The following is a 26420-nucleotide window of genomic DNA, read 5'->3' on the forward strand; positions in this document are numbered from 1 at the left end:
CCTTTTCTTTACACACAAAAAAAAGGGGATAAAAAAATCCCCTGTAATTGCATACAAACAAGTGACTAAAAATGAAAAATAATACCAGCAGAAATCCTGGTACAGTTATTAATCCATGCAGGAGGGCCTACTGGCAATTCCTGCTTGAGCTCAGTAATCAAATCCATATTGGGATGGACCTTGATTCTAAGCCCTGCATCAAGATAAGGACCAAGATAAAAAAAAGCAGGCTCAGCAATGACAAACTGAGGACTAAGCCCCACCCCCACATAGGGAATAAGACTTTGAGAAGCTGGGAACAAAAAGACAAGGCCTATCTCACCCGTAAGCAAAAAATCGGCAACAATCTCTCCGCCTCTCTGAGTAGTATTTATACCTATATCGGCACCAAGTTTTAACTCCATACTCTCCGCAAGATTTTGGTGATAAGCAAGACGGAAATCAAGAAAACCCTTATCATAATTAAAAAAATCCACTCCAAGCTGTGTGGAAAACATCTGCGGAAAAGCAGCAATAGTAGCTATAAAAAAAGTGAGTATAAAAAAACATTTCTTCATTACAGCCTCCGATTTTACTATATAGCAATAATCGGAAAATAACACTACATTTTAAATATGAAAGAGAACATAGCAACACTGGCGGTGTGGGATGCCTTCAGAAATCCCTCGGAATGCCCTCTCTGCTCTCTTCTGGAAAAAGCAGAAGAAAAATATGTAGAGTTTTATCTGGTAAACATCATGCAACCAGAGGCAAGAATAGCAATAGAAAAAACAGGCTACTGCAAACATCACATAAGGCTTTTGTACCAGAGAAGAGACCTTCTCCCTCTTGCCATACAGCTCAACGACATACTCACGATAAGAATAAAAGAACGGGAAAAGATGTTTAGGAATCTAATCATCTCGGCAGAAGATGCAGGAGAAAACAATAAGAAAAAAGGTTTTATATTTTTTAACAAACAGGAAATGCAAAAAGAAAGCACCTGCCTCATCTGCGATGCACTGGATAAAGATAGAGATATAAACAGGCGCATAACTATAGAACTGTGGAAAAAACACGATGACTTTAAAGAGCTTTTTAAAAGCAGCAGAGGCTTTTGTATGAAACATGAGGTTGACCTCATAAAGACCGCAAAAAAAAGACTATCGGGAAAGCTTTTTAAAGATTTCACTTCTGTTATGGATGATATACAAAAAAAAGAATATAAACGCATTAAAGAAGAGCTGGAGTACTTCATAGACCAGTATGATTATCAGAACGCAAACAGGCCATGGAAAACATCGCGGGATGCTGTACCAAGGGTAATAAGAAAGATTATGGGAAACGCCATTGTTCCAGAAATCAAGCCCAAAGGACCGGGAGAATAGGGCTTTTGCCTTTTATATGCCTAAGGCAGGCGGACATGCACACTCGCCAGCTATTAGCACTATAAAGTACGCATATCCGCCGTTCGGTATAAATAAAAAGGCTGCCTTTTGGCAGCCTATCATTTTTGCTGTTATATGGTTTATCAGAACTTCTCTATCTTGGCAGAACTCTTAAGTTCTTCTATATACTGCTGAAGCTTCTCCGACTTTTTCTGGTCAACAAGCATATTGAGAAGCTGAGGCTTAGCATCATCAAATGATATTACAGAAGATGCTTTTTTATCCTCAACTTTGATGATATGCAAACCAAACTGAGTCCTTACAACATCGCTTACTTCACCTACTCCCAGGGAAAATGCTGCATCTTCAAAAGGTTTTACCATCTGCCCTTTGCCAAAATAGCCAAGGTCTCCCCCCTGAGGCCCGGAGGGACCTTCGGAATATTTTTTTGCAAGTTCTGCAAAATCTGCACCCTTTGCCAGCTCTTCTTTAACTTGCTTTATTTTTGCATATGCTGCATCTTCTTCCTCTTTTGATGCATCCTGTGCAAGACTTATGAGAATATGTCTGGCATGTACCTGCTCCGGCTGAACAAACTGAGAAGGATTAGCGTCATAATATTCTTTTGCCTCTTCATCGGATACCTCTATATCCTTGAGTACTCTGTTCTCTATAAGTTCCTGTAGGATAAATGCATCTTCTATCTCCTGTCTAAACTCTTCTTCTGTGTTAAATCCGGCCTGAGAAAGAGCATTGGTAAAGTTCTCATCAGATCCGCTTCTTGTCTTAATATCCGCAAGCTGTTTGTCTACTTCTGCTTTATCCGCATTTATCTTCTGTTTTGCAGCTTCTTGAAGTAGTAATTCTCTTGCTATAAGCTGATCAATGACCTGCTCTTTTATCTTTGCTTTATCCTCTTCTGAGGGCTGCATGCCATATTGTGCATACTGAGCAAGATATCGTGCCATTTCTCTGTCTATCTGCTCCACATAGATTGCTTTTCCGTTTACTTTTGCGGCCACTGTTCCTCCACTCTCCTGCCCCTTTGCACACATAGGAAATAAAAATACAGAAAGGACAAGAATTATTAATAATATTTTGTTTTTCTTCATTATGAAAAACTCCTTATAGATATTGTATCACAATACAATATCTACGCATTTATTACCAGTCGTTTTTATGCTATGCGGCTGCTGTTTCCATTTTTTTTATGGATCTGGGTATCCATATGGCAGATATGAGTGCCGTAAGCAAGTTACCTAGCATTACTCCTCCCCATACTCCGTATATCCCCCAGTCAAATACATAAACAAAGATTATCACCGCCGGAACCGCAAGCAATATAAGCCTTAAAAGAACAAGTACCATGCCGTTCCAGCCTTTTCCTACCGCCTGGAAAAATGAGCGTCCCAGTATCCCAAGAGAAGAAAAGATAAAAGCATATTCCAAAAATCTTACCTGTCTTACAGCATAATCCAGAACCTCAGGAACGTCCGTAAAGAATGCATATATCTTGGGTGCAAATATAACAATCAGAAAAACTACCACAGCAGAAACGGATATAGAAACAGTAATAGCTGTGCTCCAGGCCTTTTTTACTCTGTCAAAGCGCTTTCTTCCGTAGTTCTGTCCCACTATAGTAACAATGGCCGAAGCTATTGCAAATATGGGCATCAATACCGCCTGATCTATTCTACCACACAAAGCAAAGGCAGTAAGAGCTCTTTCGTCTATGGATATAACTACCGTATTAAATATAAGGAAGCTAAGGGACATAATCATCTGTCCCAATGCCTGTGGGAAGCCCACAACTGTTATCTCTTTCATAACATATGCTCTAAAACCAGAAAGCTTAAAGTGTACAGGAACTCTAGTCCTTCCGGACAGGAAGATAAAGACTATGTACAGAAAGGCTATTGCCTGAGAAATTACAGTCGCTAGTGCTGCACCTTTTATACCCATGTTAAAGACAAATATAGCTATCGGGTCCAGTATGACATTTAACACTGTACCAAGTATCATAGAAACCATAACATATTTCATGAGCCCTTCACCTTGCAGAACTCCCATAAAGACGTTGGCAATAAACATAAAGGCAGCAGCAGGAAGTATATAAGCAAGATAATCTCTTGCATTGGCAAAATAGCTTCCTTCTGCTCCCAGCATGGATACCAGAGGATTGAGGAATATATACCCCAATACGAGAACAAGGATGCTGATTATTACCGCAAGAAATATGCCCGAGTCGGCTGCAGCATCCAACTTGTCCTCGCTTTTTTCTCCCACAGCTCTTGCAACAAGAGAGGCTGTTCCTACCATGAGGCCATTGCTAAGTGCAATTATAAAAAACATAAGAGGGAAAATTATTCCCACTCCTCCAACAATAGACGGATCAGAAAGATCAATTCTGCTTATCCAGATTGTATCGGTTATGTTATAAATAAGCTGAAAAACCATACCTGCAAATATTGGCAATGCAAGCTTTAGTATAAGAGGCAGAATAGGACCGTTAAACATCTGCTCTTCTCTGTTTGCTTCCATATTTTGTTTTCTCCCGTAAAAAATAGATTAAACGTCTAACTAATCAAAAATAAAAAATAAATTAGTCCGAGTCAAAGATTATTGTGATATTTTCCATTCTAGTTTCATACCAGAACAGGCAGAAACAATATCTCCATATTTTTCCGGTACTATCCACTCACGTCTAACAAGACAAATAGTCCCTTTATTGCGTGGAAGTCCATAAAAATCAGCACCATAGACAGAGGTAAAGCCTTCCAGCTTTTCCAAAACCCCATTATTATAAAAAAGAGTGGCCAGCGCTTCTACAGCATATGGAGCAGTATAAACACCTGCAGCTCCGGCGAGTTTTTTCTCCATATTATGCGGAGCACTATCAGAACCAAAGAAAAATCTACTATTCCCGGAAAAAACGACCTCTCTTATAGCATCCCTGTCTGCCTTTGTCTTGACAACAGGCTTACAAAACAGATGCGGATTGAGCCCGCCTCCCATAAGATCATCAAGTGTAAAAAGAAGATGATGCAGTGTTACAGTAGCCGCCATTATATTATCAGGGAAGGAGTGCACAAAGTCTATTGTAGCCTTGTCGGAGACATGCTCAAAAACCATCTTAAGAGAAGGAAAATTCTTATGTATCTTTTCCACAACAGGAAAGAAGGCTCTTTCTCTATCCAAAACAGAGGCAGAAGGTTCTTCTCCATGAAAACATAAAACCAAGCCGATTTTTTCCATGGCAGCAAGAGCAGGAAAAACAGACTCAACATCTTTTGCTCCATCTTCCGCATTAGTTGTAGCCCCTCTAGGATAATATTTTCCGGCAATTGCTCCAGCTTTTTTTAATAAAGTTATATCCTGCTCTTTCATATCCGGCATTATTTTAAAAACAGGAATTAAATCCAAAGAAGGTGCTGCTTTTTTTATATGGGAAGCATATCTTTTTATATCCTCAGGGCTTGTAACAGGCGGTATAGTATTAGGCATAGCAAGTACTCTGGCAAAACTTTTACTTGCGTCTCTTGCATAGTTTACAAGTTCTTTACCTTGTCTGAGATGTATATGAAAATCATCCGGTTTTATAAGCACGTGCTCCATAATCTCTTGATAGGCTCCCTTGATATATCAAAATAAACCATAGGCTCATTACGGTCAACAGACAGACCTGTCTCCAGATTGTTCCCTTCCGGCCAATCAGGAACCATATTCTTCTCGGAAGCACTCTCCATAGTTTTCCACAGCCCCAGTATCTTATCTACGGTATCGTTTATGAGTTTAGCTACTGTTATCTTTGCTTTTTTTCCGGTAACAGGATGCTGATATTCATATTCGTTATTCCATATATTTTTATTCTCTTCAAAACATTTTCTATAAAAAATAGCTCTGAAGGATTTTAAAGAAGGAATAAAAAAGGATAAAAAATCATTCAGACCACACCAAAAAGATGAAGAAAACCTCTTCTGAAACCAGATATGACTCCTAAGCCCCTTTTTACAATCTGTCATGTGTTTGTCATCATTATACCAAATAAAAGAAAGCATTTTTAAGAAAAAGACATTATCAGAATACTTCATAAGCATATTTTCCAGAGATGCAGATAAGGGAACCGTAACTTCATCTTTCATATACAGATCCATACTACTTTCTATGGCATAATGCCGCATATTGGAACCTGTTCTTACTTCTTCCACGGGCGTTTCATTATCTCCTGAAAAGAAAAAAACCATAGGATGAAAATGAATATCAGCCATGACATGGGTAACATAACCTGCAATAAAGCTATCTCTGAGCTCTCTATCAGATTCAAAATCGGAAATAGAAAAAAGACGTTTGACAGGAAGAAGACTATCCACACCTGATTTCCCATGAAGAAGACTTGATATTCTGTTTTTGTCCGACCCTTCTGCTCTAAGGGCATAAAATATTGTATCAGGAGCAACAGAACCATAGAAAAACAAACCCATATGTTTTTCTATGGCTTTTTTGAGGTAAGAGTCTTTTAAGCTATTATAAGCTGTATATGCAATTGAAAAATGCGTATACTCCTTAGGCATTATTTTGTTCCTTTTCCATATAAGATACTTTTATGAGAGAAATAAGCCCAACTATAAACAAAATCAAAAGACTGGATATTCCCACAGATGTATTCTTGGTAAGGTCACCCAGCCCTCCAACCAGTGCAGGGCCCATAATTGCTGCAAATTTGCCCATTACATTGTAAAAGCCAAAGAACTCCGCCGATTTTTCCTTGGGTACAAGCTTTGCATAATAAGAACGACTCAGAGACTGAATCCCTCCCTGAGCTGTTCCTACAAGCATGGCAAGCCCCCAGAAAAAAGCTGTTTTAAGACCTACTCCAGGCAAATAGGGAAGGAAAATAGCAATAAAGACTATAACAAAGTATGTCCCCAGACCGAAAAATAAAACAGGTCTCGTACCAAATTTCTTTGCAAACCAACCATAAATAAGAGAAAATGGAAAAGCAACAAATTGAACAACAAGAAGTATCAACAAGAGAGTATTGTCCGTGAGCCCTATATCAAGGCCTATTGGAATAGCCATCTTTATAATTGTTACAACACCATCAATATAGAAAAAATATGCAATAAGAAAAATAAAAAGTGCTTTATATTCTCTTGCATTCTTAAAGGTATGATAAATACGTACAAACGCTTCTTTTATGGGGTTACCTTTATGCTCAACAAAATACTTTTGTTTTACAAATATAAAAAACGGGATAGTAAAAACTGCCCACCAACCAGCAGCAATCAGAAAAGAAACTCTGGTCATCGCATCTGTAGTTACAGAAGGAAGAAACTTGGGAAACTGACTTATCAGGACATAAGAAATGATAAAGGGTATATTGCCTCCAATATACCCCCAGGCATAAGCACTTGTGGAAACCCTATCCATTTTGTCATTGCTTGTTATATCTATAAGCATTGAATCATAAAAAATATTAGCTCCGGAAAAACCCAAAATAGAAAGAGCAAATAAAATAATACCTGCCATCCAGTTACCTACAGCAATAAAGGCAAGCCCTGCCGAGGAAAGAACACCCATCATAAAAAAGACAGTAAAAAAGCGTTTTTTGCTGTCTTTGTAATCTGCAAGAGTTCCCAAAACAGGAGAAAGTATTGCAATAACAGCTGCAACTATACTATTTGCATACCCTATTATCGCAGTGGAAGAATGCTCATCCATATCTTGGGCAAGAACTTTTTTAAAAAATATTGGAAATATAACTGTCATGATAATCATAGTGTGTGCCGAGTTTGCCCAGTCATAAAGAATCCAGCTTTTTTCTTGTATGTTTGTCCTGCTCATACTGCCTCCTTGGAAAGATAAAGATATATTATATCATTTTAAAAAATACAGAAACCTTTTTTTGTTGTTATTGCATTAAAAATGCATTAATATAGCCTAAATATGAAAGAAACTATTATACAAGCACTTAGACGAGAAACTGCCCTGGAAAAAGAAATAAATATGCTAAAAGAAAAAATAAAAAATATTAAATCCAGAGCACTTAGCAAAGAAGAAATAAACATTCTAGAAAAACAGGGCAATATAAGCTCAGACTGGTCAAAAATAAGAGTTGCAGAAGATTTTAATCCCAAATGCATTTTCTATTCTTTTTTTATAGGTGATTGTTATATCTCAAAAATAGAAAAACAGGATATATACTCATATCCTTCGGGAATCTATCACAGTACAATAAAAGAAAGTATTATTCTTGATACTTGTTCCATAAACAGATGTGCAATGCTTGATAATTTTATAATAGATAAAAATGCTCTTCTTATAGAAGTAACAGGCAGTAATAAAAATCAATTTACTCCAGGGATAGGTCCCAAAATATCCTGTGGCATAGAAACAGGAGGAAGAGAAATAAACCTTTCGGTATTTATAACTCCGGAAATAGCAGAAGTATTCACAAGCAGACCATTGGATAAAAAAACAATTGAAGAAGAAAAAAAACGCATAGAAGAATATCGCTCTCTAGCTGGTATGACAAAAACATACATAGGAAAAAATTGCATACTGCAAAATGCAAAAGATCTGGAAGAATGCTGGATAGGAGACAACTCCAAGATAACATCAAGTATAATAAGAAAAAGCACTATAATATCCAGCCTTGATTCTCCTGTAAACATAAGTCATAACAGCTATATAGAGAATTCTATAATTCAATATGGTGCAGAAATAAAACGTGGTGCTATAGTAAGATCCAGCTTAATTATGGAAACAAGCGGGGCGGAAGACCACGGCAAGATAGATAGCTGTATAATATTTCCCAATACTCATATAGCAAAAGGAGAGGTAACGGCAAGCCTGATTGGACCATTTGTGGGGATGCACCACCAATCCCTTTTAATTGCAGCATACTGGCCGGAGGGAAAAGGTAACGTTGCATACGGAGCCAATGTAGGCTCAAACCATACCTCAAGACAACCAGATCAAGAAATCTGGCCAGGAGAAGGAATGTTTTTTGGTCTTGGCTGCGTGGTAAAATTCCCTGCAAACTTTAGAAATGCACCTTACAGCACAATAGCATCGGGAATAACAACACTACCACAAAAGATGGAATTCCCTTTTTCTCTTATCGTACAGCCACTGTCTCCCATAGAAGATGTACCACCTGCTTTCAATCAGATTATCCCCGCCTGGGCTCTCACTAGCAATCTATACGGGATTTTTAGAAACCAGGAAAAGTTTAGAACCAGAAACAGAGCAAAATACTATTCACCTGTTTACGAGATTTTTCGCCCAAAAATAATAAAACTCATGCACACAGCTCTAAAACGGCTTCAAAACCCACCGGAGATATCAAATATTTATAAATCAGGAGATATAAGAGGATTAGGAAAAAACGTACTATTAGAAGCAGACAGACTTAGGGCAATAGATGCTTATAGATTTTTTATCAATTACGGATTGCTTAGAATCATTCTTGGAATAGTAAAAACAAAAGAAACAGAAAGCTGGAAAAAAGAAATAGCCGATATAACAGAAGAATACGATTTAACCAGCCAACCAAGACCGATTCTAATACAAAAATATATGGAAATGCTGCCGATAATAAGAGAATCAATAACAAAATCCAGGAAAAAAGATTTTATAAGAGGCAGGAGAGTTATAGACGATTATGACCTTACACATCAGGAAGAAGATGCCTTTTTTAAAGCTATAGAAAAAAGGTTTAAAGAAGAAGAGGAGGCCCTTCTATAGAAGGGCTGTTTTTGCAGCTATAAAAAAGATTAATTGACATCAAAAGATACAGAGAATATACTTTTTATACATAGTCAATTATTAATAGATTAGGGATACTCATGTTAGATACAGCATATCAGACACGCATTTTTCTAGAAATAATCTTACTCTCCATGTCTTTTTTTTGGTCAGCAAGATTAAAATCTATACAATTGAATGTACTCAGATACATATCTGTCTCTTTTCTGCTTAGAGACTTACTGTATATGTTTATAAACAGTAGTTTTATTTTCACATTGGGTGATATATCTTTTGTAGCACTGTCTCTTTTATGGATAAGAACTTATAGTTCATCAAGGAATACAGACATAATTGTAATAATAATTTCTTCCATAACCGCAATAACAATATTTCTGCTCAATTTTCTAGGTGTATTTAACATCACTATTATTTTGGGAATCATTCCGCTAAGTATAATAACAATATATTTTTTAGTAGAATACACAAGGATATCAATACACAATACAGAAGGGGCAGAAGACATAATAGGCATAAGACCTTTTGCTATTCTTACCATTATATCAAGCCCTTTTCTATCCCTTTTTACAGGATACAACAATAGTGCAATAGGCCAGTTTTTTCTGATTTTTCCAATTGTTTATAGTGGTATAATAGTGATGTTTTATGTACTCAAGCATATCAACAAACAAGAGTTTCAGAATCAGCGGCTTACTCAGGATATAGAAAATCTTTTTGACTTTATGAAAAAAGTCTCGTCCGTAACCAGAACAGAGCTGCAGATAGACCGGATATTACAATATGTAACAGAATCTACAATGCAGAATGTTGATGCTGATGGGGCGGCAATATTAATCCTTGACGAATTTGACCCCACTATCATAAGAGTAAGAGCTGTATCCGGATTTTATCCTCCACCATTTCCTGTACCACAGATGGTGAAAACAAAATCCAGCGTTTTTGAAGAATATTTCAGATCACAGCAAATCCCCATAGCCGCCGATAATGTATTATCGGAAACAGTGAGAGAAGTAAAACCGATATTCATAAGGAATTCTGCTCAGGATGACAGATTAAAACATAACAGAGGAGACGATTTGCTGTATTTGAGTTCTTTTATATCAGTACCACTTATAGCAAACAACAGAGTTTTTGGTGTATTATCTCTGATTAAGAGAAGAAGAAACAGATATTTTACTCAGAATGACTTTTCTCATATACTTACCTTTGCAGACTATTCCTCTCTCATAATCGATACAATATACACATATATAGAGCTTCTGGAAAAGAGAGAAATGGAAAGAGAAGTAAACATAGCAGCAGAAATCCAACAGAAGCTAATACCACAATATATGCCAGAGATTTCTACTCTTGATTTACGTGTACATTCCATTCCTTTACATGGTGTGAGCGGAGACTACTATGATATCTTTACACTAGATGAGAATAAGCTCGCACTATTTATGTGTGATGTTGCAGGAAAAGGAGTCCCTGCTGCCCTCATAATGGTTATGATCCATTCCATACTACACCTTATAGCTTCTCCCAACAGAGATCCAGCCGTAACTCTTACATGGTTAAACCGAGGTCTCTTTGGCAGAATAAGCGTAGACCACTATGCAACTGTTTCCTATGCTATATATGACTCAGAAAAAAGAGTATTGGAATACACTAATGCAGCACACCATCCTCTCATCGTGATAAGACCATCTGATAAAAAAATCTTCAAAGTAGATACAAGAGGTCTTCCAATAGGAATAGAACAAAATATAGTATACGAGAAAAAAAGCATTCCTTTGCAAAAAGGAGATATTGCTATACTCTACACAGATGGCATAACAGAAGCCATGAACAAAGACGGAGAACAATACGGATTGGAAAGACTATTAAAAATTCTTTTGGCAAATGCAGAAAAGGATATAGAAGAGATAACAGAAACAGTAAAATCAGATCTTGCAGAATTTGTAGGAAGAGCAAAACAACACGATGATCAAACTTTTTTACTTTTAAAAGTAAAATAAAGGTTTTATAGTTTATATATAGAGAGAGGTGAACATGAAACTACAAACAAAAAATCAAGGTGATGTTCAGATTATAGAACTTGACGGGGATCTGGACGTTTTTAGCTGTGTAGCACTGAAACAGGAAGTAGATAAGCTCTTTAATGCCGGAACACAAAAGATGATTATCAATATGAACAAGGTACCCTATATAGATAGCCGCGGCGTTGGTGTGCTTATCTATACAAACTCACTTTTTAAAAAATCAGGAAGGAAGTTTTTTCTTACCAATGTAAATGGTTCTGTAAAAAGAGTTATAGAGCTTACCAAGCTCTTGGGATATTTACCCATCGCTAACTCAGATACAGAAGCAATACAACAGATGTAATACAAGGAGAATAATATGGAAAACACAGAAATAAGACTGCTTAAAGTAGATGAGAACAGTCCACTATTTGATACTAAAGGAATGTTTTATAAAGAATTCCCAAGTGATTTCAGACAGGTAAGATATTTTACTCTTCTTATTGTTCAAAAAGCCCCACCTGAGATAAGAGAAGTAAACCTTCTTGAACAACAAATAAGCGAAATTCTTATCAATGCAATAAAACACGGAAATAAAAGAGACCTCAATAAGAAGGTCAAGGTGTGGTACAAATTCACTCCAGAATCAGCTCATATAATTGTAGAAGATGAAGGAGAAGGATTCAAAAAACTGGAAGAATGGAACGAATTCCATAAAAGAAGGACACAAGCCTTCTTCCAACAGGATTTTGATACACTGGAAAAGTATATATCTTTTAGAACGGAAGAAAGCGAAGAAATGGACGGCGGTAACGCCATGTTCGCAGCAGTAGAATATTGGAATGGCGGAATAGTATATAACAATAAAAAAAATAAGGTTGCAGTATTAAAAACCTTTCCAAAAAAGCGACATGGAGTTACAATAGAAGAGATACAACAGATAACAACCGCTTAAGAAGGTTATAATGGCTTATCCATCGGAAAAAAGTATAATAGAAATTCCTTTAAAAATCGCGCTAAGTCCGGAGGGGGTAAATTTATTTCTCCAGAGTAATCGCCCCCTCCAAAAAATACAGTTTGCGGACATGAGGGATACCTTTGGCTTAACTGTCACAGGAATAAGTACGGATACACTAAAACAGCTTTTAAGTAAGAATTATATAACCGGTATAGAAGCATCTGATAGCGACATACTCTCTCGTAGAGATGATATTCTTACTCTCAATACTCTTCTATTTAGAAGAGCTCTCCAGGAAAGATTTAACGCAGAATTAAAAGCAAAATTATTAAAATCAAAACTTATATATCAATGGAATAGGACAAATCCTCAAAAAGCAATAACAGAAAATCTTTCTGTCTCTGAAGCAGCCATAAAAAAGATATTCAACAACCAGGGAGAAGAACTAAAAAAGATACAAGAATATATTCTTACTCCAGTATATTATAATATAGAAAAAGAAATAGGTTCGCAGGTAGAAGAAGGAGAAACACTAAAAAAATTGGCTGCTGCTTTCTTTAGAAATCAGGGACCTTTCAACTGGTACATACTGGCTTTTATAAAAGATAAAGAAGATCGAAAATTTTATACGGAAATAAGCTCTCTTATAAATACATATATAAAAAGATCAAAGATAGGAGATTTTCTGGGAACAACTCTGATAGAACTTATTATGAATGCAGAAAACTCCAATATTTATTCTTTTGCCATAAAGAAAAACATACCCGGAGTAAAGATAGATCAAATATTTCAGGATCAGATCCTTAGAAACAAGATTTTGACAAGCATGTCAAAAGCAGAACAAAAACTTTATGTCTTATGGAGTTTTAAAGAAATAGAAAGCAGACAAGGGACAGCTACGAGATTTCAAATAACAGTATACAATAGAGAATATAAGGCACAGATAGTACAGGACTCAATAAAAGAACAGAGTAAGCTTTCAGAAAAAAGCATGGAGCAATATCTTGCCTCTGCAAGTAACAATTCCCTCGGATCGGTTGACATGACGGGTTTCTACCTGCAATCAGTAAAACAAGAATGCGAATCATTATCAATTTTCTTTGATTCCACAGTAGCCCAGCTTGCAAGAAACGATATAGCAGCTATCACTCTTACACTTCAGTTTTAACCCACAGGCTATCTGCTTTTTTTTGTATCTCTATTATTCTGTCATAGAGATAATTCACATATTGGTCTTTCTTCCTAGACTGAGGATTATCCTCATACCACTTTATAGAACGCGCTATCATTTCTTCCAGACCAATAACTGGAGAAAAATTTTTTACTACGGACTTCAATCTGCTCATATCAAACAAAGTAGTATAAGCCTTATCTCCTATAAGACTGGCTCCCTTATCCTTGTCCAGCATTGCTATGTGAGATGATTTTACATAAACAGGCAATAGCTTTTTTCCAAGAGTCTTAGCAATCACATTGTGTATGGTATTCCATGAGTAAAAAAAGCCAGAAGTGATATTAAAGGTATCAAAATCATAATCAAGATATAATAAAGGCACAAAACCTTTTGCAAAATCCTCAGAGTGAGTAAGAGTCCAAAACGCATTACCGTCATCATGTATAACTATTTCTTTGTCTTCCAGAATTCTGGAGGCAACAGTAAAGCCGGTAGAACCTAGGGAAGTAGGAAGCCAACCCTCTCCAATCGTATGAGAAGGTCTGATTATCGTATATCTCAAACCAAGCTTTGGGAATTCTCTTCTTACAAAATCCTCAGCTTCTATTTTATCCTGAGAATATTTCCAATACGGATTGGAAACAGGGGTTTCTTCTGTAATTATAGGGCTGATAGGTGGCTTCTTATATATAGAAGCAGAACTGATAAAAAAATAACTTGCCCCCAGCTTAGAACATAATAACATATCCCGCTTAACATCTGAGACGGTAAAAGCGACCCAATCTACAAGAACATCTATATTGATATTCTGCCTCTTGAGTTCTGTCAAAACGAACTCCGTATCATTTACATCCGCTTTTATAATCTTTACAGAAGAAGGTATAGGTCTTATCCCTGTTTTCCCTCTTGTAACAAGAACAACATCTAACCCTTGCTTTACCGCCTCTAATGTACAATAATAAGAAATATTTCCTGTACCACCTATAAAAAGTACTCTCAAAGTCTTCTCCTCAGTTTAAACTTTGCCTTCCTTCCAGTGCACGTGCTAGAGTTGTTCTATCAGCATACTCAAGATCACCTCCAACAGGCAAACCAAGTGCCAACCTACTTACTTTTATTCCCAAAGGCTCAATAAGACGAGATATATATAAAGCCGTGGTATCTCCCTCTACAGTAGGATTGGTCGCTATTATTATCTCTTTTACCGTTGCCTTTTTTATCCTCTCTATAAGCTCTGCAATGGATATATCATCAGGGCCAACACCCTCAAGAGGAGATATGACACCGTTTAAAACATGGTAAAGACCTCTATAAGACCTTGTGGCCTCTATTGCAAAAACATCGGAAGGCTGCTCAACAACACAAATAAGAGAAGAATTCCGTGTGGCATCAGCACAAAATTCGCAAACTTGCGTCTCGCTAAGCATACCGCAGATTCTACATTTTTTTATTTTATCAGGAAGAGAAGAGATAAGGTTTCCCAATTCTCTTACAAAAGAGACATCAGCCTTTACTAACCAATAAGCAATCCTCCTGGCACTTTTCTGTCCTAATCCAGGAATTCTGGAAAGATAATTAACCAGAACATCTATTGAGTTCATACTATATTCCCACCCGGACCAAAAAACAGCTCGGAACCAAAAGAATTCTTCATATTATCCTGCATTGCTGATTTTAAGTTTTCCATTGCAGAAGAAAGGGCGGATGCTACCAAATCTTCCAAAAGACCAACCTCATCAGAATTAACAATGGAAGGGTCAATCTTGACCTCCTCCACACTAAAATCTCCTCTCATAACTATTTTAACCATACCTGCTCCCGATTCTCCGGAAACCTTGAGCTTTTTTAACTCTTCCTGAGCCTGGGTCATTTTTTCCTGTAGCGATCCAAAATTCTTTATCAAATCAAAAGGGTTCATGTTTTACCTCTCTGTTCTAAAATGGTTTGTTAATAAAATTCAACATAAAATATAAAAAAATCAAATATCAGCTTATTATTTCTCCCCTAAAAATATCTTTAATTCTCTCTATATTTTTGTCCGTACTTTCATACTCAGAAACAGCAGATTCTTCAGATTGAGATATTTCCTCAGATTCTTCCGACTCTAATTCCTCATCGTCCTCCCCCTGCAGAATGAGATTATAATCACTTCCTGCTATTTCTTTTAACATTCTTACTAAAAAATCATAATGAGGTTTGACAAAAAGATAAGCAGAAGAAGAAGAGAAAGCACACACCAACTCCTTATCTTTTAACTGTATGTGACCGCTTTTTAATGCTGCTTCAAGAGTAAGAGAATGTTCTCTGGCTCTTGATAAAAATAGCTCCACAATATTTATAATAGCAGAAGATTGATTTGTAGAAACAACAACAGACTCTGTATCCCCTTTCTGGACTTCTTCTAGCTCAGAATCATCAGACCTAGCAACCTCTCTACTGTAATCAGTATTCTCTAAGAAGTTTTTTTTTACTCCGGTAACCTCACTGGGCATAGATGCAATAGCAGCTCTGACTCTCTCCAACCTCTTTGCAAGCTCCTCCGGAGAAAGCCAGGAAGAAACATGAGAAAGTCTTGCAACAGCCAACTCCAGTTCATAGCGCTGATTTACAGAATAACGAATATCACGATAAACGGACAAAAAAATCTCTATTGCCTTTTCTATCTGAAAAAGAGAGAAAGAATCAACAACAGAGCTGTCAAAGCGGGAAAAAGAATAACCCAGCAGAGAATCCCGTTTTACTCCTCCTTTAACAAAAAGAAGAGCCCGTAAGTAATCTACAATATCTATAACACACTGTTCAACAGAAATACCGGCAGAAAGAATACCATCCAAAGAAGAAAGTGCAGAAGCAGTATCACCTCTGGAGCAACAGGCAACCAAGGATTGAATACTATCAAAACCAGCAAGACCAAGTTTTTCTTTTATGATAGAAAAACTGATCTTTTTATCACAAAAAGAAACCACTTGGTCAAAAAGAGTATAAGCATCTCTCAAGGAACCGCCAGATTCCTTGGCAATCCACATAAGAGCCTCATCCTCAGCCTCAACACCAATCTCCCGGCAAACAGAAGCAAGCAGAGAAACAATCTGCTCATAAGACACAAGTCTAAAGTGATACTGCTGACATCTGGAACGTATAGTAGCAGGAACACGCTGTAACTCCGTAGTAGCAAAAATAAAAACAACATACGGAGGAGGTTCTTCTATGGTCTTTAAAAGTGCGTTAAAAGCACTATTGGACAGCATATGCACTTCGTCAATTATATAGACCTTATATCTAGCCTTGGAAGGAGCAAAAAGCACTTCATCGCGTATTACACGCACATCATTTACAGAAGTATTGGAAGCACCATCTATCTCTATAACATCTATGGAAGAACCCGTAAGAATCTCTCTGCAAGAATCACATACACCGCAAGGCTCCGGAGTAATTCCCTTTTCGCAGTTGAGGGCACGCGCAAGGATTCTTGCTGCAGAAGTCTTACCCACACCGCGGGGACCGGAAAAAAGATAAGCATGAGCAATCCTCCCCTCAGAAAGAGCATTGGATAAAGTAGAAACAACAAACTCCTGACCAACCAGCTGAGAAAACGCCTGCGGCCTTTTTCTGTTAGCAGTAACTTCAAACATAAAAACCCCTACACATCCAAATCTTCTGGCACACCTCCGATAAGTCTCCCTGCCTCAAAAGCAAGCAAAAAACCTCCGCCAGGCTTCATAATATCAACTCCCTGTCCCTTAAGCAACTTGGCAAGAAAATCAGCCTGTTCCAAAGAAGATAAAGTACCCACATATGTCTTAGAAAAAGGCGTCTTAGAATGAAAAAACTTAACCCCTGCAAAAATAGGAATATCATATAACAATTTTTTTTGCAAAGTCTCCGATTCAAGAATAATAGCAGTCTGCGCACCAATCTCCACAAGAGAAGAAAGAACGGCCTCATCCGTTCCCTCTTCATTGACGCATAGAATAAAAGCAAAGTTACCCCTCTTTCCTACCTTTGTAAGCGGCACTACATCTGCCTCGGCAAGCACAGAGCGAAAAACCTCCACATCCTGAGCAAGAATAAGCTTATTCCTTATATTTTCATCCTTTAAAATTCTTGACAACTTTGCGAGAACCTGCAGGTATTGCATCCCCTGCTCGGCCGGGAAAAGAAAACAAAACACCAGCCTCACAGGCCTTCCATCCATGCTTGCATATTTCATTCCCTCCGGAATAGTTGCAGCAAGCACACATGCATTCTTAAGCCCTTCCATCTTACAGTGAGGAATCGCAATCCCCTCACCGATACCTGTTGTAGCTTGTTTTTCCCTATCCACAAGCTCTGCCACAACCGCATCACGTAGTTCATCAGGAAGCAAACCCGCATCACAAGCCTTATCTACAAGCACAGAAAACAGCTCTTCCTTCTTCTTATAAGCCCCCAGATTAAGGAAAACCCCCTCAGGTTTCAAATAATCAATAACAAACATAAACCCCTCCTAAAATAAAAATTAGTAAAAGAGGACAAAAAATCAATAAAAGAACCGAACGGCATACCTGCAAAAGCAGGCATGCCTTTTTAATCATTCTGATATGCAAGTTTTAACAAAGGAGGAGGCAAAATAGCAGTAACAACAACAATAAGAACAGTTATAGAAAATTCAACATGAGTAAAAATCCCTCTGTCCATAGCCATAGACGCAACAATAAGGGCGACCTCTCCTCTAGGAATCATACCAATACCCACACGCAAAGACTCAAGCCATGAAAATCCCCCCAGCTTAGCACCAAGGCCTGAGCCAATGAGCTTGGAAAAAAGAGCAAGAATAACAAGCAAAACAATAAAAATAGGATCACCGGATATGCCCTCAACATAAGTCTCAAGACCAATGTTTATAAAGAAGATAGAAACAAAAAAGCTCTGTCCCAAATCATCTATACCCTCGAGCACAGTACGCTTAAACTCCGTTTGCCCAAGATAGAGACCTGCAAGATATGCCCCGGTAATCTCTGCAACACCAACCTGCTCTGCAGCCCAGGCAAAAACAAAACACAAAGCGATACCTATGGTAACAACAGCCTTTTCTATGTTTGTCCTGCGGGAAATTTCCATAAAAGGCCTAAACAAAAAATTACCAATAAGAAAAGTACCTACAAAATAAAGAACAACCTTTGCAATAACCAGCCAGATAGATTCTCCACCACCAAAAACTGCAAACACAAAAGTAAGAATAAGAAAGCCAATAACATCATCAATAACAGCAGCACCCATTATAGTGGTACCTTCTGGAGATCTCAGACGATTGAGATCTATAAGAGCCATAACAGTAACACTCACACTTGTTGCAGTAAGCATGGTAGCCATTATGGCAGCCTTAGAAGGCCCACCGCCAAAATACATGACAAGAGCCATACCCCCTACAAAAGGGAGAATAACACCACCCAAAGCAACAAGAGAAGACACTTTTCCCTGCCTTCTCAACTGAGCAACATCGGTTTCAAGCCCAGCAGCAAACAAAAGGAAAATAACACCAAGCCTTGCCAGCCAGGAAATAGCCACATCCTCCTCCAGAAAACCAAAACCAGAAGGCCCCAGAAGAAGACCAGCGAGGAGCATGCCCAACACAGGAGGCATTTTTAACCTGACAAACAAAGCAGAACCATATTTTGCAAGAATAAGAATAATAGCAAGATGAATCAGAACATGCTCATTGGACACAAAAGACTCCGCAGAATATTATTACAGAAATATTAACACAAAGATAATGACAATACCAGCAAAAAAAACTGCCAGGCTTGACCTGCACACACAATCCGTGCCTACCGCTGCTTCCTTCCGGACCTGACGGGGTTTGGCAAGACTATGTTGCAGGGGCCTGACAGAACGGAGAGAGGGGGATTCGAACCCCCGGTACCCGGTTAGGGTACACACGCTTTCCAAGCGTGCACCTTCGGCCTCTCGGTCATCTCTCCAAAAAGATTAGCAAGATTATAGAGAAAAGATTGCATAAAATCAAGCACAAAGGAGCATAATCTTTTACACAAGATGTACTGTGAATTTCACCGGATTTATTCACAATTTCCACAGGTTTTCCACAAACAGAGAATGTAAAATTATACTAAAAGCTTTTTTCAAATAAAAACCAAAGGTTCTCTAAGCCAAAGATTCTTATCAGACAGGAAAGAGAGATGTTTTAGCTTGATATGGTTATTCAATTGGCGGAGAGGGTGGGATTCGAACCCACGGTACCGCAGAACGGTACAACGGATTTCGAGTCCGCCCGATTCGACCACTCTCGCACCTCTCCGAATGATAGCGTGCCCAGGAGGACTCGAACCTCCGGCCTTTAGATCCGCAATCTAACGCTCTATCCACCTGAGCTATGGGCACATAAAAAGAAAAACGGAGAGGGAGGGATTCGAACCCTCGGTACCCGTAAGGGTACAACTCCTTAGCAGGGAGCCCGATTCGGCCGCTCTCGCACCTCTCCAAAATAAATTATAGCTTAACCGGAGAGGGTGGGATTCGAACCCACGGAACCTTGCGGTTCAACGGTTTTCAAGACCGCCTCCTTCAACCACTCGGACACCTCTCCTCCTGTGGTAAATAACTATAGACAAAAATAATGTTCCTTGTCAACCAAACAAAAGCAGTGCCCTGCGGGCGCTGCGTTCGGTTTATTTTTTTAAAATTTTAATATGGCCGGTATGTGATATTCTACTCCTACATTTATCAATAGTGACTCCTGATATATGCTGTCAACTGTAAGCATAAAGCTCTTGTAGATGAGGGTCGCCCCAGCGGATGTCCCGCTGTATAGGCCGTCACCTATGTCTATAAGTGTGCCAATATTTATGCCAAAGGAAAAGCCGCCAAAGTCGCCTACCCTTATGCCTGCTTTTAGATGGGATGACCAGGGAGTCTTTTGGTCACCGCTGCTGTTATCAGTAAATATGGCCTGAATGATTCTAAAAGTGCCGGTATATCCCAATACTGCATTGATTTTTTCTATGATAGGAGTATGAAGGATAATTCCCATATCAAGGCCAAGGAGTCCTGCTGTAACTGTGCCTGCTTCTTGCGAGGATACAAACCAAAAGTTGCCAAACAGTGTAGAGACTCCAAAATTGAGGTCAATTGCAGATTGATATGATTGGGGCTGTTTTTTTTCCTGTCCTTCTTGTGCAAAGAGCATAAGGCCAGTTATAAGCAGCAGAATTGCTATTATTTTTTTTGCCATATTATTACTATACTACTTCTGCTTCTTTCTTTCCATTTTTGGGCTGTTTATCTTGTTTCTCTCATTGCATCCGCTATTATGAGTTTTGCCGCGCGTCTTGCAGGGCTTATGCTGCCAAGAATAGAGATGATTATGACTACAGCTGCAGAGCTTATAAAGTCATACCATCTGTAGTCTCCGTAAAATCTTCTTCCAAAGGGCATGGGCATGTTTTCCGGTAGATACTTCGCTATGTTTATTCCTTTTGTAGAAATATACCAGACTATACCAAGACTCAGGATAAATCCTGTTGCGGATGACAGGAGGGCGAGTGCCGAAGATTCTGCGAGTATCATATTTTTGAGTGTGCCTTGCTTCATACCTATTGCTCTGAGTGTTGCTAGTTCTTTGATTCTTTCCTGTACAGACATAGAGAATGCGTTTACGATGTTGGCTGCCGTGAGTATAAAAAGTATTATGGCAAAAACAACAAAGGAGCCACTGTCTGTTTTTACTGCCTGCACAAGTGCTTTTGCAAAATCCTGCCAAGGATATGCTCTGTAGGGTGTGTCTGCTATGCTTTTCTGTATTTCTGCCAGAGCCTTTTCTTGACTAATGTTCTCTTTTTTTCTTATGACAAGATTTATCACTGCATTATCGAGTCCTGTAAGCTGCTGGATAGTCTCTATGTCCGCATATACCATATTGTCATCCATTGCAGGATAACCAAACTCAAAAGTGCCCAATAGTCTTAAGGGCATTATGTCATCAACTCTATATTTGTTTCTAATAGTAAGGATTATCATGTCACCGACGGATACTCCTAGTTTTTTTGCAAGTCCTTTGCCCAAGATAAGCCCTGCCTGAGAGTCAAAATACTTACCATCCGTTATAACTTTTTTTATTCTTGTTATATTCTGCTCGTATCCAGGGTCTATTGCTCTAAGGATTGTATATAGTTTCTTGCCTTTATATGATATGCTTGCTGGTATATCTATCCTTCCACTTACTTCCGCAACGCTGTCTAGTGATGCCAGCTTTTTTCTAAGCTGTGCATAGTTTTGTACTGCATATTCCATAGGTATTCTGGGTTTATCTTTAAGATAATCTGGATGATAAACCTGTATATGAGCGGTATCAAAGTCATTGATATTCTTGAATATTGTAGAAAAATATCCTCTAACCCAGCCTATGCCAAAAACAAGTACAACATAACTGATTATAAGAGCTATCATGATAAGAATGCTTCTTCTTTTGTTTCTCACTGTGTTTCTAAACCCAAGCCATAGCGTATACATGTTTCCTCCTAGATATAGGTGAGAGACTGATAGATAGTTTTTTTTGATGCAACAAAGCCCGCATATAGAGATGCAAATATCGCAAGAAGAATTCCACTTGCTATATTAAGAATCAGGTTTTGAGCAGTTATTACAAAGGTAAAAGATGAGCTCATAAGATAGTCAGAAAGTTCTTCTATTCCGCTTATGGGGTTTACAGAAAAGAACCAAATTAGTGGCAAAGAAATAAAAAGACCCAGGGCTGTTCCTATTACACCCTCTACAGATCCTTCCATAACTATAAGCCCAAGCAGTTTTTTTCTGGTAAGCCCTATCGCTCTTAATGTGCCATATTCTCGTATCCTGTCAAAAACATTCATCAGAATTGCGTTTGCAATGAGCGAGCCTCCAACAATAAGGACAACAAGATTCATAAAGATAAGAACGACATCCACCATGTCCATTATAACGGCAAAACCACCGTTTATTTCTTTCCATGTTTGCATATCGAGTTGTATGTCAGGATGAGTCTTAAAAAAAGAAGTCTTTACCATATCCGCATAGCTTTTATCCTGACACAAAAGTCTTATCTCCGTGACAGAATCGCCGGTTCCGGCAAGCTCCTGAGCAGTGGAGAGTTGTATAAAGACTGTACCTTCATCAAAAGTATCAGAGCTTGTTTTAAATATTCCATCCACAGAAAAGTCCAGATAATAGGCTTCTCCTATAGCACCTTCTACTATAAGAGAAAGGATATCTCCCAACTTTACATCAAGTAGTTCTGCAAGCCTCTGAGATATCAATATACTTTTTTTATACGGCAGAAAAGCTCCTCCAATAAGACCTTCTCTTACCTGAGAGTAAAAACTCGTATTTCTATCTGTTCCTACTACCTCTACGGCAAGATCTCTGCTCTCTTTTTCCCAATCAATAGGAACAGAAACAGCCAAAGCTCCCAGCTTGAGAAAACCTTCTGCGGATACGACAAAACTGTTTTCTTTAAGTTCTTCTGCTATCTCTTTCCAGTTATCAATTCTTTTTTCCAGACCAAGCGGATTAATCTGTTCTTTATATCCTTTTGCATAAACTACGATATGACCTGTGTTTTTGGTAAGAGATTTAAAAAAGTTTACTCTCATACCGTCAAACATTGCTCCCATTATTTCCAGGGCAAACACGGATATGGCTATTGCCAGTATAATCAAGACAGTACGTTTCTTATGTCTGCTTAAAGACAAGATCGCCATTTTAAGAAACATGGTCCATCTCCCCGTCTTTGAGTCTTATAGTTCTTTTTGCATATTTCATTACTGCAGGGTCATGAGTAGAAAATACAAAACTTACTCCTTCTTCTTTATTAAGCCTTTTCATCTCTTCCATGATATGTCCGCCGGTTACAGAATCCAGATTTGCCGTAGGTTCGTCAGCTATTATCAACCTGGGCTTATGTACAAGAGCTCTGGCAATCGCAACACGCTGTCTTTGACCTCCAGAGAGTTCATCCGGTTTGTGCTCTGCAAAGTCAGCAAGCCCCACAAGCTCTACAAGGAAATTAACTCTTTTTTTTCTTTCTGCTGCTGGAATCCTTGCAAGAACAAGAGGAAGCTCAATATTTTCCACAACATTTAAGACAGGCACCAGATTAAAGGTCTGAAATATAAAACCTATATTCTTGAGCCTCATAAGTGCTTCTTGGTCGTCGGAAAGTCCTGCGACATCCCTTCCATCAAACAGGACATTACCTGATGTCGGCTTATCTATGCATCCTATTATGTTTAGCAGAGTAGTTTTCCCACAACCTGACGGCCCTACAATGGATAAAAAATCCCCTTCTTCTATAGAAAAACTTATCCCTTTTAAGGCATGCACTATTGTCTTACCAAGATGATAATTCTTCTTGACATCTTCTAATACAATAAACCCCATAAAACCTCCAAAAATATCAATAACTAACCGTAAATTTTAAATCTGCAATAAAGTCATACGGCCATAAGCCATAAAAACTGCCATCCTTTCCCACAGGCAAAGAAAAACCAACCCTGCAATCTGTCTTATTACCAGGTAAAAACCCAAGCCCAATCGTAATTATTGCACTCTTGCTATCAGCCTCCCAGACAAGCGATTCTTCAAGAACATATCTGTCCCATATAGTCCAATCCGTATGAGAAATAACAGAAAAATACCTTGCATAATCCGTAAACAGTTTATCTTGCTGATAAAACAACTCTGTAATCAGCACAAGAGATGACCACTCGCCATACCAATCCCATTCGGAAGAAAGCATATAGCACCAAGCGTCTTCACCCTTATCCCAGGCAAACTCGGAAGAAAAAACAAACACCCCCAAAGGAAAGCTAAACCATCCACCAAAGCGTTCATCATCCGAATCCAGCCATATCCCTGACAACCCTATCTCAACACTGTCCATAAAAAAACCATCCACATATCCGGCATATCCAAGCCCAGAAATAATATTGGAGCTTAAACCATAAACAACATCTGTAAGCACCATGAGTGCACCACTATAATCCGCCCCAGCGGCCCATCTTACGGATAAACCGTCACGCCCTACAGACTCATCTCCGGAAATTCTATGTATAGAATCTACAGGATGTATGGAATAACAGACCCCAAGAGGCAAAACCTGCCTTCCTGCGTAAAAACGCAGAAAATCACCTGCACTTACAGAGACAAAAGCCTCATAGAGCTCCCAGGAATAAACCAGCTTATAATCCTCCTGTAAGGATAAAAATACCCCCATCCTCATATAAGCCTTTCCAGCATCATCTCCGCTATAAAAAACGAGCTTTGTACCATAACTTGATGAAAGCGACTCCATACCCATAACAGATTCAAAAGACTTATCAACACTCTTATAAGAAAAAGAAGAAAAAACAGAGCCAGAAAAAGACTGTGCATAGACACTCAGCAATATGAAAAAAAACATTCCGGCAAATACCAACTTCTTTGCCATATTAATCTACCTCGTAAGAGCAGAACGAGAAAACATCTCATCACCTAGCTCTTTTAAAGCCTCCATAGAGCTAACCTCAACAACAGAATACGCTCCCTCCTGCTCAAAAGAATCCATTCTGTATATCGTAGGACGCAATGCACCCGCAATATCCTTTACCCCACTAAGAATCATCTCCTTTATAAGGAAATCGGAACGAGAATAATATTTTATTTTAAAGGGTATAAGGCTATCCTTTACCACATAAATCACAACCCTTCCATAAGCAACATCCGACCTTTTTGCAACAGCCTCAAGAATATACATATCGACAATTCCCAGCTCAGGATGTTCCACTCTTTCTACGGACATTATCTTTGCATCATAATCATCTGTATACTGAGGATCGCTCACATCATGATTGGAAAACAAACTACCCTGGAAAGAAGCTCTTGCAGAAAGCCTAACCGGCCTTTTGGAACCTGCCCTTGGATTATACATCCACAGACTTCCTTCCTTTTGCAAAAACCTCATACCCTTTGACCTGGCCGGCTCAAGAACAACAATAAAAGAACCCACTCCTTCCTTATACCAGGACTCAAAAACCATAACAGCCGGATCCGGTCTATCAGGATAATGAGACTCCATCTTAAAAACAGCATGATAAACCTTGGGATTTAGGCTTAGTTCCATACTCCTGAGAATAGAATTTGCATCCGACAAATCCTCGGCAAAAACAAAAACAGAACAAAACATAAAAAACAATATAAAAACAGATAAAAACCTATTCATTTTTAACCTCCCCATGGGATTTTATAACTGACTCCATAAAAACCAGATATTCTTTAAACTCCTTCCGCCCCTTTTCTGTCAGAAAATAAACCGTCTGTGCACCATCAGAAATAAGAACCTTCTCCTTACTAACAAAACCGGCACCCACAAGCTTCTGCAAGTGAGAATACAAAGCACCATCAGAAAGCCCTGTTATTCTTTTGAGAGCAGGAAAAGACACCTTTTCCTCCCTAAAAATAATAGTAATCAGCGAAAGACGCGTCCTTTCAAAAAAAACAGGATCAAACCTTGTGTAAAGCATCCTTGCTATACTCCCTATCCCAAAACCAAAAAAGATACCCACTTATAAAATAAGCAACAGAAATCATACCTGCAGCAACAAAATACAACCAGTCATCCTTCCATCCACCAATCCACATAAAAAAACCCACAAACAGCAAAACAGCTCCCGGAAAAAACAACTCCATATATGACATAACCCCATACATAAAAAGCGGCACAGAACCAAGGAGCACATAAATTCCCGGCACATCCCTACCGGAATCCAATAAAGAAAAAGACATAGCAAGAAGCACGACAAAAATCCCAATAGAAGCAACAATTACCTTAAGCATACCCGGAGTAAAAAGCACAACATCAAGCCGCCTGCTCTGCCTGACCCACGCAACAAACTCACCTACAGAGGCCACAACCATAAGAGGCAACCACAAACCCCAAAAAATCTGATGCTCCGACCAGCCAATAGAAGAACACCACCAAGCAATAAACGCCCCAATAAGCACCACAACACCCCAGAGCAAAAAAGCCCAGTACTCTACAACAGGATACCCCTCTTTCTCCCTGAGAATCTGTTTGATTTCCCTCAAGTCCTCCAGATATCTGTCAAAATCCTGTTTTTCCATAAAACCTCCATATGTAG

At 38.6% G+C, this 26420-nt stretch carries 26 protein-coding genes, 5 tRNA genes and 1 other RNA gene; 6 read left to right on the forward strand and 26 right to left on the reverse strand.

Going from position 1 to position 26420, the window contains the following annotated elements; translation table 11 throughout:
• Nucleotides 1-65: 65 nt before the first annotated feature.
• Nucleotides 66-557 carry a hypothetical protein gene (locus WKV44_01250; GenBank protein ID MEM5947164.1) on the reverse strand — a complete coding sequence of 164 codons (492 nt, stop codon included), beginning with the start codon at nt 555-557 and terminating at the stop codon, nt 66-68.
• Nucleotides 558-614: 57 nt separating this feature from the next.
• Between WKV44_01250 and WKV44_01255 the strand changes: the two genes are divergently transcribed.
• A complete protein-coding gene (locus tag WKV44_01255) occupies nt 615-1367 on the forward strand; it encodes a DUF6062 family protein (GenBank protein MEM5947165.1) in 753 nt (250 codons plus the stop codon).
• Between the two features lie 143 nt (nt 1368-1510).
• Here the strand turns inward: WKV44_01255 and WKV44_01260 are convergent, their stop codons facing one another.
• The 5 genes from WKV44_01260 to WKV44_01280 all read right to left on the reverse strand — a co-directional run bounded on the left by WKV44_01260 (nt 1511) and on the right by WKV44_01280 (nt 7211).
• Complete coding sequence (locus WKV44_01260; GenBank protein ID MEM5947166.1) at nt 1511-2479, reverse strand: peptidylprolyl isomerase; 969 nt, start codon at nt 2477-2479, stop codon at nt 1511-1513.
• A gap of 70 nt (nt 2480-2549) precedes the next feature.
• Entirely contained in the window at nt 2550-3908 is a 1359-nt protein-coding gene (locus WKV44_01265) for an MATE family efflux transporter (protein MEM5947167.1), read from the reverse strand.
• Between the two features lie 78 nt (nt 3909-3986).
• A complete protein-coding gene (gene pyrC, locus WKV44_01270; GenBank protein MEM5947168.1) occupies nt 3987-4982 on the reverse strand; it encodes a dihydroorotase in 996 nt (331 codons plus the stop codon).
• Nucleotides 4964-5938 carry a zinc dependent phospholipase C family protein gene (locus WKV44_01275; protein MEM5947169.1) on the reverse strand — a complete coding sequence of 325 codons (975 nt, stop codon included), beginning with the start codon at nt 5936-5938 and terminating at the stop codon, nt 4964-4966. The genes pyrC and WKV44_01275 overlap by 19 nt, the downstream gene beginning before the upstream one ends.
• Nucleotides 5931-7211, reverse strand: a complete 1281-nt coding sequence (locus tag WKV44_01280) for an MFS transporter (protein ID MEM5947170.1) — start codon at nt 7209-7211, stop codon at nt 5931-5933. Before WKV44_01280 ends, WKV44_01275 begins: the two co-directional genes overlap by 8 nt.
• Nucleotides 7212-7313: 102 nt before the next feature.
• Between WKV44_01280 and WKV44_01285 the strand changes: the two genes are divergently transcribed.
• From WKV44_01285 to WKV44_01305, 5 genes are all read left to right on the forward strand, one after another.
• Entirely contained in the window at nt 7314-9116 is a 1803-nt protein-coding gene (locus tag WKV44_01285) for a DUF4954 family protein (protein MEM5947171.1), read from the forward strand.
• Between the two features lie 278 nt (nt 9117-9394).
• A complete protein-coding gene (locus WKV44_01290; GenBank protein MEM5947172.1) occupies nt 9395-11137 on the forward strand; it encodes a GAF domain-containing SpoIIE family protein phosphatase in 1743 nt (580 codons plus the stop codon).
• Between the two features lie 34 nt (nt 11138-11171).
• Nucleotides 11172-11504: an STAS domain-containing protein gene (locus tag WKV44_01295; protein ID MEM5947173.1), complete on the forward strand. Its 333-nt coding sequence runs from the start codon at nt 11172-11174 to the stop codon at nt 11502-11504.
• Nucleotides 11505-11519: 15 nt separating this feature from the next.
• Nucleotides 11520-12095, forward strand: coding sequence for an ATP-binding protein (locus tag WKV44_01300; protein MEM5947174.1), 576 nt, complete (start codon nt 11520-11522; stop codon nt 12093-12095).
• A 10-nt stretch (nt 12096-12105) separates the two neighbouring features.
• Entirely contained in the window at nt 12106-13266 is a 1161-nt protein-coding gene (locus WKV44_01305) for a hypothetical protein (protein ID MEM5947175.1), read from the forward strand.
• Here WKV44_01305 and WKV44_01310 read toward each other — a convergent pair.
• The 20 genes from WKV44_01310 to WKV44_01405 form a co-directional block, all read right to left on the reverse strand.
• The gene (locus WKV44_01310) at nt 13250-14272 is read right to left on the reverse strand and encodes an NAD-dependent epimerase/dehydratase family protein (GenBank protein ID MEM5947176.1); all 1023 of its coding nucleotides are present in this window, start codon (nt 14270-14272) and stop codon (nt 13250-13252) included. The genes WKV44_01305 and WKV44_01310 overlap by 17 nt on opposite strands.
• Before the next feature lie 10 nt (nt 14273-14282).
• Nucleotides 14283-14873 (reverse strand): recombination mediator RecR, encoded by a 591-nt coding sequence (gene recR, locus WKV44_01315; protein ID MEM5947177.1) that lies wholly within the window; start codon nt 14871-14873, stop codon nt 14283-14285.
• Nucleotides 14870-15190, reverse strand: a complete 321-nt coding sequence (locus WKV44_01320; GenBank protein MEM5947178.1) for a YbaB/EbfC family nucleoid-associated protein — start codon at nt 15188-15190, stop codon at nt 14870-14872. Before WKV44_01320 ends, recR begins: the two co-directional genes overlap by 4 nt.
• A 67-nt stretch (nt 15191-15257) precedes the next feature.
• Complete coding sequence (gene dnaX, locus WKV44_01325; protein ID MEM5947179.1) at nt 15258-16904, reverse strand: DNA polymerase III subunit gamma/tau; 1647 nt, start codon at nt 16902-16904, stop codon at nt 15258-15260.
• An 8-nt stretch (nt 16905-16912) separates the two neighbouring features.
• The gene (locus tag WKV44_01330; GenBank protein ID MEM5947180.1) at nt 16913-17749 is read right to left on the reverse strand and encodes a PTS sugar transporter subunit IIA; all 837 of its coding nucleotides are present in this window, start codon (nt 17747-17749) and stop codon (nt 16913-16915) included.
• 89 nt (nt 17750-17838) lie between these two features.
• Nucleotides 17839-18978: a cation:proton antiporter gene (locus WKV44_01335; GenBank protein ID MEM5947181.1), complete on the reverse strand. Its 1140-nt coding sequence runs from the start codon at nt 18976-18978 to the stop codon at nt 17839-17841.
• Between the two features lie 66 nt (nt 18979-19044).
• Nucleotides 19045-19141, reverse strand: an RNA gene (ffs, locus tag WKV44_01340) — signal recognition particle sRNA small type.
• 3 nt (nt 19142-19144) lie between these two features.
• Nucleotides 19145-19232 (reverse strand) — tRNA-Ser (locus tag WKV44_01345).
• A 244-nt stretch (nt 19233-19476) separates the two neighbouring features.
• Nucleotides 19477-19567 (reverse strand) — tRNA-Ser (locus WKV44_01350).
• A 9-nt stretch (nt 19568-19576) separates the two neighbouring features.
• A tRNA-Arg gene (locus WKV44_01355) sits at nt 19577-19650 on the reverse strand.
• A 13-nt stretch (nt 19651-19663) separates the two neighbouring features.
• A tRNA-Ser gene (locus WKV44_01360) sits at nt 19664-19750 on the reverse strand.
• Nucleotides 19751-19770: 20 nt separating this feature from the next.
• Nucleotides 19771-19855 (reverse strand) — tRNA-Ser (locus WKV44_01365).
• Nucleotides 19856-19945: 90 nt separating this feature from the next.
• A complete protein-coding gene (locus tag WKV44_01370; GenBank protein ID MEM5947182.1) occupies nt 19946-20500 on the reverse strand; it encodes a hypothetical protein in 555 nt (184 codons plus the stop codon).
• A 47-nt stretch (nt 20501-20547) separates the two neighbouring features.
• The gene (locus tag WKV44_01375; protein MEM5947183.1) at nt 20548-21777 is read right to left on the reverse strand and encodes an FtsX-like permease family protein; all 1230 of its coding nucleotides are present in this window, start codon (nt 21775-21777) and stop codon (nt 20548-20550) included.
• Between the two features lie 8 nt (nt 21778-21785).
• The gene (locus WKV44_01380; protein ID MEM5947184.1) at nt 21786-23015 is read right to left on the reverse strand and encodes an FtsX-like permease family protein; all 1230 of its coding nucleotides are present in this window, start codon (nt 23013-23015) and stop codon (nt 21786-21788) included.
• On the reverse strand, nt 23005-23682 hold the full coding sequence (locus tag WKV44_01385) for an ABC transporter ATP-binding protein (GenBank protein ID MEM5947185.1): 678 nt from the start codon (nt 23680-23682) through the stop codon (nt 23005-23007). Before WKV44_01385 ends, WKV44_01380 begins: the two co-directional genes overlap by 11 nt.
• A 16-nt stretch (nt 23683-23698) precedes the next feature.
• A complete protein-coding gene (locus tag WKV44_01390; protein ID MEM5947186.1) occupies nt 23699-24730 on the reverse strand; it encodes a hypothetical protein in 1032 nt (343 codons plus the stop codon).
• 6 nt (nt 24731-24736) lie between these two features.
• On the reverse strand, nt 24737-25501 hold the full coding sequence (locus WKV44_01395; protein ID MEM5947187.1) for an outer membrane lipoprotein-sorting protein: 765 nt from the start codon (nt 25499-25501) through the stop codon (nt 24737-24739).
• A complete protein-coding gene (locus tag WKV44_01400; GenBank protein MEM5947188.1) occupies nt 25494-25802 on the reverse strand; it encodes a transcriptional regulator in 309 nt (102 codons plus the stop codon). Before WKV44_01400 ends, WKV44_01395 begins: the two co-directional genes overlap by 8 nt.
• The gene (locus WKV44_01405; protein ID MEM5947189.1) at nt 25783-26403 is read right to left on the reverse strand and encodes a hypothetical protein; all 621 of its coding nucleotides are present in this window, start codon (nt 26401-26403) and stop codon (nt 25783-25785) included. The genes WKV44_01400 and WKV44_01405 overlap by 20 nt, the downstream gene beginning before the upstream one ends.
• Nucleotides 26404-26420 lie beyond the last annotated feature (17 nt).

The organism is Spirochaetia bacterium 38H-sp, from assembly GCA_039023545.1.
Taxonomy (GTDB): domain Bacteria; phylum Spirochaetota; class Spirochaetia; order Winmispirales; family Winmispiraceae; genus Rarispira; species Rarispira pelagica.